This is a genomic window from Syntrophorhabdaceae bacterium (assembly GCA_028713955.1).
GTDB lineage: Bacteria > Desulfobacterota > Syntrophorhabdia > Syntrophorhabdales > Syntrophorhabdaceae > UBA5609.
Genome location: JAQTNJ010000078.1, coordinates 1 through 13,012 on the forward strand (window position 1 = coordinate 1; position 13,012 = coordinate 13,012).

Annotated in this window: 13 protein-coding genes and 1 tRNA gene; 11 read left to right on the top strand and 3 right to left on the bottom strand. The window is 49.3% G+C overall.

Translation table 11 applies throughout. The features are described 5' to 3' along the window. From PHU49_08305 to kdsB, 8 genes are all read left to right on the top strand, one after another. Positions 1 to 224: hypothetical protein (locus PHU49_08305; GenBank protein MDD5244005.1), on the top strand; the 224-nt coding region annotated here is incomplete at its 5' end. A 114-nt stretch (positions 225 to 338) separates the two neighbouring features. Then, positions 339 to 962, top strand: coding sequence for a prepilin-type N-terminal cleavage/methylation domain-containing protein (locus PHU49_08310; GenBank protein MDD5244006.1), 624 nt, complete (start codon positions 339 to 341; stop codon positions 960 to 962). A 169-nt stretch (positions 963 to 1,131) separates the two neighbouring features. Next, positions 1,132 to 1,716: a prepilin-type N-terminal cleavage/methylation domain-containing protein gene (locus tag PHU49_08315; protein MDD5244007.1), complete on the top strand. Its 585-nt coding sequence runs from the start codon at positions 1,132 to 1,134 to the stop codon at positions 1,714 to 1,716. Between the two features lie 164 nt (positions 1,717 to 1,880). Beyond that, positions 1,881 to 2,174, top strand: coding sequence for a nucleotidyltransferase domain-containing protein (locus PHU49_08320; GenBank protein ID MDD5244008.1), 294 nt, complete (start codon positions 1,881 to 1,883; stop codon positions 2,172 to 2,174). After that, complete coding sequence (locus PHU49_08325) at positions 2,171 to 2,620, top strand: hypothetical protein (protein MDD5244009.1); 450 nt, start codon at positions 2,171 to 2,173, stop codon at positions 2,618 to 2,620. Before PHU49_08320 ends, PHU49_08325 begins: the two co-directional genes overlap by 4 nt. A 68-nt stretch (positions 2,621 to 2,688) precedes the next feature. Beyond that, positions 2,689 to 3,795, top strand: a complete 1,107-nt coding sequence (locus PHU49_08330; protein MDD5244010.1) for a prepilin-type N-terminal cleavage/methylation domain-containing protein — start codon at positions 2,689 to 2,691, stop codon at positions 3,793 to 3,795. A 69-nt stretch (positions 3,796 to 3,864) separates the two neighbouring features. After that, positions 3,865 to 5,631 (top strand): putative Ig domain-containing protein, encoded by a 1,767-nt coding sequence (locus PHU49_08335; protein ID MDD5244011.1) that lies wholly within the window; start codon positions 3,865 to 3,867, stop codon positions 5,629 to 5,631. Between the two features lie 91 nt (positions 5,632 to 5,722). Next, on the top strand, positions 5,723 to 6,451 hold the full coding sequence (gene kdsB, locus PHU49_08340; GenBank protein MDD5244012.1) for a 3-deoxy-manno-octulosonate cytidylyltransferase: 729 nt from the start codon (positions 5,723 to 5,725) through the stop codon (positions 6,449 to 6,451). Between the two features lie 200 nt (positions 6,452 to 6,651). Here kdsB and PHU49_08345 read toward each other — a convergent pair. Together PHU49_08345 and PHU49_08350 are read right to left on the bottom strand one after the other, a co-directional pair. Further along, positions 6,652 to 6,739: transfer RNA gene (locus PHU49_08345), tRNA-Leu, on the bottom strand. 176 nt (positions 6,740 to 6,915) lie between these two features. After that, positions 6,916 to 8,199, bottom strand: coding sequence for a hypothetical protein (locus tag PHU49_08350; GenBank protein ID MDD5244013.1), 1,284 nt, complete (start codon positions 8,197 to 8,199; stop codon positions 6,916 to 6,918). A 229-nt stretch (positions 8,200 to 8,428) separates the two neighbouring features. On the opposite strand from PHU49_08350, the gene PHU49_08355 reads away from it, so the two are divergent. The 3 genes from PHU49_08355 to PHU49_08365 all read left to right on the top strand — a co-directional run bounded on the left by PHU49_08355 (position 8,429) and on the right by PHU49_08365 (position 12,001). After that, complete coding sequence (locus tag PHU49_08355) at positions 8,429 to 9,280, top strand: hypothetical protein (protein MDD5244014.1); 852 nt, start codon at positions 8,429 to 8,431, stop codon at positions 9,278 to 9,280. A gap of 397 nt (positions 9,281 to 9,677) precedes the next feature. Further along, on the top strand, positions 9,678 to 10,085 hold the full coding sequence (locus tag PHU49_08360; GenBank protein MDD5244015.1) for an archease: 408 nt from the start codon (positions 9,678 to 9,680) through the stop codon (positions 10,083 to 10,085). 461 nt (positions 10,086 to 10,546) lie between these two features. Next, entirely contained in the window at positions 10,547 to 12,001 is a 1,455-nt protein-coding gene (locus PHU49_08365; GenBank protein MDD5244016.1) for an RtcB family protein, read from the top strand. Between the two features lie 183 nt (positions 12,002 to 12,184). Here the strand turns inward: PHU49_08365 and PHU49_08370 are convergent. Then, positions 12,185 to 13,012 (bottom strand): DMT family transporter (locus tag PHU49_08370; GenBank protein MDD5244017.1); only part of this gene is annotated, 828 nt, incomplete at its 5' end.

Here is a 13,012-nt window from a genome sequence, read left to right on the forward strand (position 1 = left end):
CTGTGAAGGAGATAGAGCGTATGTTCGAGCCCTTTTACACGACAAAGAGTTCGGGCCTCGGTGTCGGTCTCTTCCAGGCGCGTCATATCGTAAAAAGTCTGGGCGGCGCCATGACTGTTGCAAACACTCAGCGGGGTGTTGAATTCAGTATTTCCTTCATGAAGGCTGTGCGCACGGCCGATCCTGCTGAAGGGGCGGGGCTACAACCTGATACAACTTCTTGATAGTAGGCCCATTATCTGTAAAATTGCCTTATCTGTATATTCAATTTACATCTTGCAATATTTTTCGATAATAAATATAGTAATGTATATACAATGAAAAAGGAGGACGATAAGATGTTAAAAACAATAAGGAGCGCGAAAGGTTTCACACTTGTTGAGTTGGCAATCGTGCTGGTCATCATCGGTATCATTCTCGGCGCGGTTCTGAAGGGCCAGGAATTAATCAATAATGCAAAGATTAAGCGGCTCTACAACCAGTACCGGGAGATATCTGCGGCTGTGTATACCTATTATGACAGGTACCAGTTTTACCCGGGCGATGATCGCACCGTGAGTACCAGGGGAGGGATATGGACAGGCCTTACCGACGGCAACGGCAACGGTTTGATCACCGTCGCTGCGGCTGCGGCTGCGGCTAACTTTGGATGTACTGCCACGGGCATTGAACAGTGTGACCTCTGGAGGGAGCTAAGGTTGGCCGGTATAATAGGTGGTGACAACACTTCGTTCAGAAATGCAACTCATGCATACGGTGGCGCTATTGCAGTTGCCTATTCTACGATTAGCGGTCTTACCGCACATCTTGTCCAATTCCAGAACATACCGGCAGGGGTTTGCCAGATCATTGATATCCAGTATGATGACGGGGTATATAACACCGGTGACATCAGGGGAAGCGCGACCTATGCAACAGCAACACCGGATGTGCTCATCCCTACGTTTGTGATCAAGTTCTAAGGTCGATGTTCGTAGCGGGGCAGGGACTGTTTCTGATATATGTTTGAATTGATGGCGGGGAGGTTTTTACCTCCCTGTTTTTTTGTGAGTTGCGGCTGACGCAGATTTATATTGTACTAGGATGCGTGTGAGGGGAACAGAAAATGATTAAGTGGTTTTACTATCAGCCATGAACTCTAAAAGAGGTTTCACGTTGATCGAGCTGGCGGTTGTCATTGTCATTATCGGGATCCTCATCGGGGTTGTCTTGAAAGGGGCGACGATGATGGAGAACGCAAAGATAAAGGCTGTCATTAATCAGGCGAATGAACTGGCGACCGCTGTCTATTCGTATCAGGATAAATTCAGCAAACTGCCGGGAGATGACAATACCGCAACAAACCGCTGGACAACTACGAACGGGAACAACAACGGCAGGATCGATCTTACGGAGCCGTATCTGGCGAACCAGCACCTTGCCCTGGCCGGTTTTATATCGGGTACATATGACGGCACGAGCCAGGCGATACATGTTGCGAGGTATCCGGGGAATGTATATATCATGTCCGCCTTTGGCGCAACAGGACTGCCCGCAATACCTGCAGGCCTTCAATCCCTGTGCAACAACGTGATCAAATTCACCGTCCTGCCTGCTGAGGTGGCTCAGGCACTGGATACGGCGCTGGATGACGGCATCTGGAACACCGGAAAAGTGCAGGCAAGCGCTGCCTATACGCCGAATACAACGATCGCAAACACCGCCATCTGCCTGTGAAAAGCAATGTCGCCGTCAGCCGCCGTTATTCAGTCGTCAGGTTTTTTTGACACACCGGCATGGCTTTGATATAGTAGATAAAAGGCATTAGGGTCATTGTTGTATTAAGTAAATAAGCTATGGGCTGCAATATTAAAGTAATAGAAAAAAGAGCCAGAAAAAAAATGGACGCCATACGTTCTGCCGGACTTGATAGGGCGAAGAAGGTTGCCGTTATGCTTCGCAAAAAGTATGGTGCGAAGAAAATATTTTTATTCGGTTCACTGGTAAGAGATGGTTACCTCGATGAGCGGACCGATATCGATATCCTTGTTGACGGCATTAATACGGATGATGTACTGCGGGCCGGTTTTGATGCATGGATAGTAGCAGAGCCTTTCGATGTGGATTTGATACCTGTGAGAAAAGCGCGGAAATCCCTCTTAAAGGTTGCGCGCAAAGAAGGGGTTGAACTGTGAGCGCCGTTAAGGTACTCAAAGCACAAATAAAAGACGAACTTGCGAAACTACAGAAACTTCTCGGCGAAGCATCTCAACTGACAGGGGAGAGACCATCCAGTATTCACGTAAGAGCCGGGTCATCCATCCTGCATGATTTTTATACAGGTCTGGAAAACGTATTTCATGGAATAGCGAGCACAATCGATGGGCAGGTCCCTGACGGTATGAGGTGGCATGTGGATCTTTTGCGCCAGATGTCCCTCGATATTGAAGGGGTAAGAACCCCTGTTATTAAAAAAGAAACAGAAAAGATCCTGGAGGAATACCTGAGATTCAGGCACCTCTTCAGGAAGCGTTACGGTTTTGAGCTTGAGTGGAAAGATATTAAACGGTTGCTGAAGAAGCTGCCTGATGTTTATGAAGCTGTCATGGAGGATCTCGATAAAGTATTTGGACAGCTATGAATTATCAGCCAGGAACTGTGCGCACCACATGCTGTGAGTCTTTATCTATGAGCGATAAGCCGTTAGTTATGAACTCAAAAAAAGGTTTTACCATAGTCGAGCTTGCAATAGTCCTTGTCCTTGTCGGCATACTGATCTCACTTGGCATAAGGATGATCGGTCCTTTGACAGAGAGGACAAAGATAAGCGATACGAAAGGCACGATTGACGCTGCCATAGAATCCCTGGTAGGTTTTGCCGCAACGAACCGCCGCCTTCCCGATCCCACTAATAACCAAATAGAGTTTCGAAATAATATCAGAAAACCAAATGATGCATGGGGCAATCCGTTGTATTATATCGCGGACGGAAACCTTGCTCCGGCTGCCCCGGTGACTTCTACTGATTATATCTGCGGGCGCACGACCACGGGCATAACGGTCAGGAATTGCCTCACGAATGATTGTGCAACAGCGGCAGGAACAGACTACAACGACATACCGAACGTTGCCTTTGCGATCGTGAGCGGCGGAGTCAACTTCAATGTTCAGACAGCTATAGCGGCAGGGAGAGCGACCGTTTACGTGCAGAACGGCGCCACCAACCGCGATGCCTGCACCACTGCCGGCAACTGTCTGAATTATACCGGCACGTTGATCAACAGGCCCGAGAGGTACGACGACATCGTCAATTGGGTGACGCTCAACGAGCTCAGGACAAAGATAGGATGCCAGGGGGCGCAGCTGCAGATATTGAACAATGAACTCCCCTCTACAAGCCTTGGGTCATCGTACACGGCAAATGTCTTTGCTGCAGGAGGTGTGCCGTATCTTTCCGGGACACAGAACCAATACAGATGGTGTGTCGAGATTAGAAATCGCACCATTGCCCAGGGGCCACCCAACAGCGTGTCCTTCAATCCAAGCTTTATCAGGTATCCCGACAGCACTCAGTTAGGCGGCGCCGCGTCAACGTATTGTTCAGATCGGGTGGAAGGCGCGTGGCCTGCATGGGCCAATAATCTGGTTATAACGAAAACCATTAACTCGACTGAAACGGGGAGCTTCAACATTACCGTTTTTACGAGGGACCATAACAGCTCTGCACTCAATTCGGTTGCCTGTAATGACACATCGTCAAGCACTAATCGGGACAACTGCACCAATAAATCCTTCGTCCTGACCATAAGCCCCTGACAGGCAATGAGCAGGAAGGCTGAAAATCATTCCCTCCGTATGCATATGAACAACAAAGGGATGACCCTTTTGTTCGTAGCAATACTGCTCATGCTTGTTGCTTCCATCGTAACTGCGGGAATAGCAGTTATCGGTTCGTTGACGAAAAGGACGAAGATAGCTGAAATGAACAGCATCATCGATGCAGGAATAAAGTCAGTTATCAGCTATGCCGCAACAAACCACCGGCTTCCCACGACAGCGGAGATTGCGGCTATCATGAAAAGATCGAATGACGCGTGGGGCAATCAGACAGTCTATGTTGTCGATAATAATTTAACCTCCATACCTGCCGGGTCGACCGACTCAATATGCGGGAGGAAAACGGCTAATCTGACAGTAAGGAACTGTACGAACGCGGGTTGCACAGCATATACGGATATTTCCAACATTGCTTTTCTCATCCTGAGCGGGGGAGAGAATGTGAATAACCAGACAGCTGGAACCCAGGCGGTAACGGGGCCAACGGTCATTAATGTTTATTCCGTGGGGATCAACGTCGATAACTACGCCGGAGATTTGAGCGGCGCGCGCGCGGAGCCCTATGACGATATCGTTAAATGGGTAACACTGGAAGAACTGAAAAATACAATAGGATGTTATGGAACAGCGCAGGGCAGGTTTAAGATATTAAATAACGAATTGCCGGGAGCGTGTGTCGGGCAATCCTATAAAGCAACCATGTACAGTGATGGTGGAGTGCTCCCATACAGCGACTGGACCACCACCGCTTTGCCGGCAGGCCTATCAATGGACTTGATCACCGGAGCCATATCCGGAACGTCCACCGGCCCGGCACAGGTGCACAACATAACATTTTCAAGAAACGACAACGACGGTAATACCGCCCAGAAGATGCTGAAATTAATAGTGGAGGATTGTCCTTTGGGATCATGGAATTTTGATGATCCTGTCAACCCCGGGGGGACAATTGCCACGGGCCCGGGCGGGAGCATTGCCTCTGTTGCGGGGGTATCAGGCGGTGCGCTGTATTTCACCGGGGTTGCGAGTCTGACCCCGTACAATCAGGGGATCAACAATTCGGTCTTCAGTTTCGAGTACAACCAGCCGTTCTCGATCGTCATGTGGGTGAAATTAACAAAACTGCCGACTGCTGCGCCGACGTCACCCATATACCCCCTGGTATCAAAAGGCGGTGCAGGGCCAAACTATACTGGCTACTATTTCGAGATACACAGCTCAGCGTATAGCCAGCCCGCAGTGGGTTACAACCGGCTTGCATTCCAGCTTACGAACCAATTGAACGGCGGGGCGGGACCGATGATATGGGTGTACAATACGACCCCGATCAGCACGCTCAACACATGGTACCACATAGCTGCTGCATACAGCGGCAACGGGCTTGCATCCGGCGCGAAGGTCTATGTCAGTGGCGGCTCAACGAATGCCACGTACCGCGATAACCTTGCGAACGGGAGCATCGTGAACACACAGCCCCTGCGTTTCGGAGATTACGGCCAGAACTACTACAACAGCGTGGTGATGGACGGGATACAGATATACAACAAGGTCGTGCAGCAATTGAGAGTCATTAAAGCGGGAACCGGCTCGGGAACAGTGGCAAGCTCGCTGTTTTTCAGGTCCCCGGAGAGGATCAATTGCGGAAGCATATGCGAGGCATATTATCCCAATGGTACCATCGTGGCCCTTGGGGCAGCAGCAAATACCGGGAGCACCTTTACGGGATGGTCAGGCGGTGGGTGTTCCGGAACGGGAACCTGCCTGGTAACGCTCACCGCCGACACAGACGTCACCGCCACCTTCACCAACCCTTAAAACCAACTGGGATTAGTTTTTCAAATGGCAATTATCCCTTGCATATACATCTTCCTTTCACTATAATTTTTCCAGTTAAGGAATAATTGCAGTGAAAAAGACCATTGTCATACCGGCACGGTTTGGTTCCACAAGGCTGCCTGGAAAACCTCTGCTGGACCTATGCGGAAAGCCCCTTATCCAGTGGGTCTATGAGAGGGCGCGGGAATCCCGCCTGGCAGATGAGATCCTTATCGCTACCGATGATGAGCAGATACGGGATACAGCACAATCCTTCGGGGCTGAGGCTGTCATGACGAGCGTTGCCTGCACGAGCGGCACGGACAGGGTCTACGAGGCTGTCTGTGGAAGGAACGCCGATATCGTTGTCAACCTCCAGGGTGACGAGCCTTTTATCAGGTCTGACATGATCGATGCAATATTCTCTGTCATTGAGCGCGAGCATCTCGACATGGCAACCCTTTGCTGCCCATTGAAAGACAACCATGAATATGAAGATCCCAATACCGTGAAGGTTGTCCTCGACCGGGCAGGATACGCCCTCTATTTCTCACGGGCCCCTATCCCCTATGTGCGCGATAACAGAAGGGCATCGCTTTACAAACATGTCGGCATTTACGGATTTTCAATGGCCTTGCTTGAGCAGTTTGTCAGGATGGAGAAGAGCAGGCTCGAGGAGACGGAATCACTGGAACAATTACGGGTCCTCGAGAACGGCTACAAGATCAGAGTTTTGACGACCCAGTATGACGGATTTGGCATAGATACCGAAGAAGACCTGCAGAGGGCACAGAAGGCCCTCGCCCGCTACATCCACTGATGCTAAAGGCAGTGAATAGTCGATAGTGAATAGCAGTCAAAAAAAGCGGGCTAAGGTTAAGCAAACTGCCGGTCTCTTCTTCAACCATGACATGATGCTTCCTGCCATAGGCTATCAGCTATGAACTATGAGCCACTTTTCTCGCTGAACGGATTTCTTAGAATCTCGATATACTATATACTATCGACTGATGGCTAATTTGGTGCCGAAGGGGGGGCTTGAACCCCCATGTCCGCGAGGGACACCGGATTTTGAGTCCGGCGCGTCTGCCAGTTCCACCACTCCGGCTCCATATACTGCTTAAAGCGAAAAGAGCATAACAAAGCTATTTCACATTGTCAATGCTCTAATGTCGTAACTTGGTTAAAGGGTTACTACCGGAGGAGCGCATAGAAGATTTTATTTGATTAGAAAATAAAAAAGGGGGCTTAAAGCCCCCTTTTAAGTTTCTGTTCAGCAGTTTCTTAGAAGAAGTACCATGCGGCAACTCTTCCAACATCGAGACTGCCGGATTTTCCACCAGCACCAGCTGCCTGAAAGTTGGCATAACCTGACTGCATATGGGTCCATCCAATCCCCATCCTGATTGCAGGGCTTACATCATACATGATGTTTACTATCATGTGCTCTACATTCTGTATGTCTGTTGCATTAACAACTGCACCCTGCCTGATCGCGTCGCTCCAGTTGTACCGTGCATAACCATAGAGGCCGTTGATGAATACATTGTTGAGGAAGTAATAGGTTATCTCGCCCCAACCGCCTGCTACTGTACCATTCCGGGCAACGAAAGAACCATTTGCTTCGGCTACGCCTGATACGTATGCATCATAGGACCACGGACCGAAGAATGCGTTCGGACCCTGTGCTGCGAAGGCACTGCCTGTGATCGCGAGTGCACCAGCCTTGTTCCCTTTCTTCTCGGGGATTATCGGGATATAGGCCTTGAAAGCAGCGCCCCAGACAGTTGTATCGTCATCTTCCCAGCGTGTGCCGGCACCGGCGGTACGTTTGACGTTCTTATTTGTTCCCATAAAGCCGCCGAGGGCAAACTGCATCTTCCAGGGGCCGATCTTGCCGCAGGCATCAGAAGAATAACCTAATTCAGTCTGAAAAAGTGGATAAGAGTAAATGCGCTGCTGACTTGTGGTTGAAGCAACGCCACGTACTGCCTGGGCACCACCGGCTAACTGTGGCTGATATGCCGATATAAGACCATAGGCAATTGTCCAGTCTTTTGCGAACGTAGTTTTAAACATGATCTGCGGTAAACGGTCGCCTTTGTTCATTGGACCAAGCTCGTTCACGCCGAGCAGGTTGAAAGAGGGCATAAGTCCCCAGGTCTGCCAGGTCTGACCGACAACGAGGTTGGTGCTGCCCCAGTCGAACTTCATGAAGGCATGTCTCAGCCTGAAGGCTTCATAAGCTCCGCCCTGTCTGAAATCGCCTTCGATAAAGGCCGATGTCTTTGCGCCCCACCCGTCAGGACCTTTAATGGCGAAATTGAGCCTTGTCTCGCCGGCTGCCATAAAGGAGTTGCCGTATTGATCAGTTACGTTATAGTTACCGGTAATGCTTCCCGGTGACGCAAACATATAGTCGCCGCCCTGAGCCTGACTTGCCCAGCCTGCATCAAACTTCACAAAACCACCAATTGTCATATCCCATCTGCTTGTTACGCTACCTGCATCGCTGACCATAGGTACAGCAATAAAAAGCGCAAGTAGGACTAATACAATCTTTTTCATTCCTACCTCCTTAAAAATAATGTTTTTAAACAACCGTGAAATACTCAACCACCTCCTTTTTATTAAGTAATTTTAATCTTTATAGCAATTGGCAGGAAAGGTGTCAAGGAAAAAATTAAAATATTTTAATATTTTTTTCACGGAAACTTTCTCCTTTATTCAAAAGGGGTTAAGAAGTTTTTTAAATGTGCTATAATCTGGTTAAGATAAATAATCCCAAGGAGGGAATATGGAGCCTAAGGATGTGAGATTACAGAAACTTCTTGAAACCTACGGCAGGACCATCATTCTTCCCTATGACCAGGGGCTTGAACATGGACCAAAGGACTTCTTCGATGCCCGTTTTGCCGAGAACCCCATGCACATCATAACTATTGCGAAAAAGGGGCGGTATAACGCTGTTGCGCTCCACATCGGCAATGCCAGGAGGTTTTTCCATACCATGTATGGCGAGATGCCGCTGGTATTGAAGATAAACGGCAAGACAGGGATCCCCGGTGACGATGAGCCCCTCTCCCCGTTGACAGCTTCCATTGACGATGCGCTGGAGCTTTCCGCAATTGCCATCGGTTATACCCTCTATGTAGGATCACCGAGGCAGGACGAGGACATAGAACAGTTTGCAGTGATCAGGGAGGAGGCGCACAGAGCAGGTCTGCCCGTTATTGTCTGGTCATACCCGCGGGGACGCGACATAGAAGAAAAAGGTGGAAAGAACAGCCTTTTTGCCATTGAGTACGCGGCGCGGGTTGCCGCAGAGCTTGGCGCGGACATGGTGAAAGTGAACGTCCCGGGCTTAAAAAAGGATGCGAATATCCCTGCACCATACAACGGGCTCGACGTTTCACTCGAAGAGGCGGTGAAGAGGGTCATAGGCGCTGCCGCCGGCATACCGGTTATTTTTGCAGGCGGCGAGATGATTTCTGACGAGGACCTCCTCGCAAAGGCACGACTTTGCATACGGGCAGGCGGATCGGGCTTCATATTCGGCAGGAACATCTGGCAGAGACCCTTGGACAGCGCCCTGGCGATCACCGCGAAGTTAAAGAATATCATAAAGGAAGAGAGAGGTAAGAGGTAATAGGTGATAGGCGATAGGCCGTGCGCTTTGTCATTGCGAGCCCGGCAGGGCGTGGGGTAGTGTCATTGCGAGCGAAGCGCGGCAATCTTATTTAATAGATCACCACAGATCGCCATGTTGCTTACGCTCCTCCTAAGAAACTTGCCCGGTCTCATGTGTCAAAAGCAAGTTTCTTTTCTGATAACACCCGTCAGTATGGGGGTCAGATGCTCGCGATGATAATAAAAGATGATAATAAAAGATGATAATAAAAGATGATAATAAAAGATGATAATAAAAGATGATAATAAAAGATGATAATAAAAGATGATAATAAAAGATGATAATAAAAGAGGCTCGTTATTGGCTATCAGCTATGAACTATGAGCTATCACCTATGAGCTAACCTGGTTGTATTATGGAACGTTACCGGATACTTGACCATGAAGCGGATGCGGGGTTTGAGGTATATGGCGGAACCATGGAGGAACTTTTCCAAAACGGGGTCTACGCGCTATTCTCGCTGATAACGGACATAGAGGTTGTTCAACCTCTTATAGAAAAAAGGATTACCGTTAACGGCAACGGTGAGTTGTTCATAAACCTTCTTAATGACAGCCTGTATATGTGGGACACGGAAGGGTTTATCCCAAAGACCCTCTCCATACATGTGGGCCGTGAACACGCAGAAGGGGTTGCCAGGGGAGAGATCTTTGATCCCGTTAGACACTTGATAAAACAGGAGGTCAAAGCGGTCACATACCACAAATTCCGGATAGTGGAAGAAAAAGGGATGCTCAAGGCAACGGTCATTGTGGACCTGTAAAAGGCAGCGGAGAGCTTGGAGCAGAGAGCGGAGAGACGAAAGCATGGAGCATAGCGAAAAATCATGGCAAATCCGAAATCCTCATATCGCAAGGTTCAATCCTGACGAAGGAGGGACAATCCTAAACAAATTCGAATGTTCCAATTTTTAAAATTCAAAACAGTTAAACAAAATAACCGTCGTCATTGCGAGCGTAGCGCGGCAATCTCATACAACAGATTGCCACAGATCGCCACGTCGCTTACGCTCCTCGCGATGACACTATAAGGAGAGGGAATCCTCGCGATGACACTATAAGGAGAGGGAATCCTCGCGATGACAACACGTTTTGAACATTTGATATTTGAATTTAGATATTGTTTAGGATTTGATGCTTCGTGCTTAGAATTTATTACGACTATGCGTGAAATGGCAGGCAAACGATCATAGCAATAGATTGCAAAATGATATAAAATTGATATATGGAAGACAGACCGAAGATATTACTGAAGAAGATCGACGAGAACAGGTATGTCGTTGAAAAGCACGGCGACATGCGCGTCGAAGGTATTGTCTATATTAACGAAGAGCTTCTCAGGGATTTCGGGAAGGACGAGAGCGTCAGGCAGGTGGAAAATGTTGCCTGTCTTCCGGGAATTGTCAACGCCTCCATGGCCATGCCCGACATACACTGGGGCTATGGTTTCCCCATCGGCGGTGTAGCTGCATTTGATATTACGGAAGGGATCATCTCCCCCGGCGGTGTCGGATACGACATAAACTGCGGGGTGAGGCTTATGCGCTCCGCGTTGAGCGCGCGGGAGATGGGTGGGAAGGTCAGCGACATCATCGACAGGCTTTTTATTAATATTCCAAGCGGTGTAGGTTCACACAGGAAGGACCTGAGACTCAGCAGGAAGGACCTGGAAAAGGTGCTTGCGAAAGGGGCGCAATGGGCAATAGGGCAGGGGTATGGCACAGAGAACGATGTACGGTTCATAGAGGATAACGGGCAGATCTCTTTTGCGGATCCTGAAAACGTATCTGAAAAGGCATACGAGCGCGGGAAAGACCAGCTTGGTACCCTGGGGAGTGGTAACCACTTTGTTGAGGTCGGCCGTATTACGGAGATCTATGATGAAAAGGCCGCAGAGGCCTTCGGACTTTTCCAGGACCAGGTCACCGTCATGGTCCATACCGGTTCAAGAGGACTCGGCTATCAGGTCTGTGATGACTACATCAGGCAGATGATAAAGGCATCGGAGAAGTACGGGATCCAGCTTCCCGACAGGCAGCTCTGCTGTGCGCCATTCGATTCCCCGGAGGGGCAGAGGTATTTCTCGGCAATGGCTGCTGCTGCGAACTATGCATTTGCGAACAGGCAGATGATCACCCACTGGGTGAGGGAGACCTTTGAACAGGTTTTTCATACAGGCGCAGGCAAACTCGGCCTGTCGCTGGTATATGATGTATGCCACAACATTGCGAAACTGGAAAGGCACATTGTCAAGGGTAAAGAATCAAGATTATGTGTCCACCGGAAGGGGGCTACAAGGTCTTTCGCTCCGGAGAATACGGCAGTACCCGAGGAGTACAGGAAGGTCGGTCAGCCGGTATTGATCCCCGGGGATATGGGCAGGGCATCCTATGTCCTTTGCGGGACAGAACGCGCCATGGAAGATACCTTCGGCAGCACCTGTCACGGAGCGGGCCGCGTGATGAGCAGGGGAGAGGCATTACGGAGGACAAAAGGCCGTTCCGTTCAGAAGGAGATGGAAGAGAGGAACGTCTATGTGAGGGCGGCAAACAGAGGCACCCTCGGGGAGGAGATGCCTGAGGCCTATAAGGATGTGTCAAAGGTGGTACAGGTTGTCCATGCTGCCGGTATTTCGAGACTTGTGGCAAAGATAGTGCCTCTGGGATCGATAAAAGGATAACGGCAGTTCATAGTTCATAGTTGATAGCTCACGGCTCATGGAAAATCGTATATCGTAGTTCGTATATCGTATATCGAAATGCAAAGAAGATCGTTCGGCGAAAAAGGCGGCTCGCAATGACAAAGCGCACGGCCTATCACCTATCGCCCATTACCTCCCTCTTTTCACCTTTCACGGGTTTTGTTATTTCCTTCTCGCCAGCGTTATACTGGAGAATATTATCCCGGCGCCGATAAGCTGTGAGATGTAGAGTTTTTCGTCGAGCAAAAGATAAGCGGAAAAGGCGGCGAAGACAGGAACTGAATACTGGTAGACCATGGTACGCGAAGCCCCTATCCTTGATACGCCCCTGTACCAGAGGAAAAAGGCGATCACTATCGAGAAGATCACCGAGTAGAGCAGACAGACCCACCCGGTAAAGGAAAGCGCGCTGTATTCTTTGAGATCAAGGTGAAAGGGAATGAAGGGGCACAGAAGGGCCGCCCCGGAGAGCATGCTGTATGTTGTGACCTTCAGCGGCGAGTGCTTATCGAGAAGGGGTTTGGAGAGGATCGTGTAAAGCGCCCAGAACATGCTTGCAACAATGGCCAGCGTGTTCCCACTCGTATCGCCGCCTTCGAGGAGGAAGCTTCCCTTCGTTATGAGGACATAGACGCCGAGGAACCCTGTCATGATCGCGAAGAACCTCTTTGGCTGAAATTTCTCGTATCCGAGGAGGCTTGCGAGGATCCCGCCATAGAGCGGCGATGTATTGATTATGATGCTGACATTTGTTACCGATGTATATTTCAGGGCATAGGTGAAAAAGAACTGATAGATAGTAATGCCAATGGCTCCGAGGAGACAGAGATAAAAAAAATCTTTCAAAGGTATCTTTACATCTTCAAAAAAAAGGAGTAGAAAGAATAAAAATATGCTCCCCGCGATGAATCGGAACAATATAAGGTTAACAGGGGAAATCTCTGTGAGGAGAAATTTTACAGCAACAAAATTGATTCCCCATATAGCCGC

Bases quoted from the DNA above. Each gene is read 5' to 3' on its own strand.
- PHU49_08310 (MDD5244006.1), top strand. From the start codon at position 339: ATGTTAAAAACAATAAGGAGCGCGAAAGGTTTCACACTTGTTGAGTTG.
- PHU49_08315 (MDD5244007.1), top strand. From the start codon at position 1,132: ATGAACTCTAAAAGAGGTTTCACGTTGATCGAGCTGGCGGTTGTCATT.
- PHU49_08320 (MDD5244008.1), top strand. From the start codon at position 1,881: ATGGACGCCATACGTTCTGCCGGACTTGATAGGGCGAAGAAGGTTGCC.
- PHU49_08330 (MDD5244010.1), top strand. From the start codon at position 2,689: ATGAACTCAAAAAAAGGTTTTACCATAGTCGAGCTTGCAATAGTCCTT.
- PHU49_08350 (MDD5244013.1), bottom strand. From the start codon at position 8,199: ATGAAAAAGATTGTATTAGTCCTACTTGCGCTTTTTATTGCTGTACCT.
- PHU49_08355 (MDD5244014.1), top strand. From the start codon at position 8,429: ATGGAGCCTAAGGATGTGAGATTACAGAAACTTCTTGAAACCTACGGC.
- PHU49_08360 (MDD5244015.1), top strand. From the start codon at position 9,678: ATGGAACGTTACCGGATACTTGACCATGAAGCGGATGCGGGGTTTGAG.
- PHU49_08365 (MDD5244016.1), top strand. From the start codon at position 10,547: ATGGAAGACAGACCGAAGATATTACTGAAGAAGATCGACGAGAACAGG.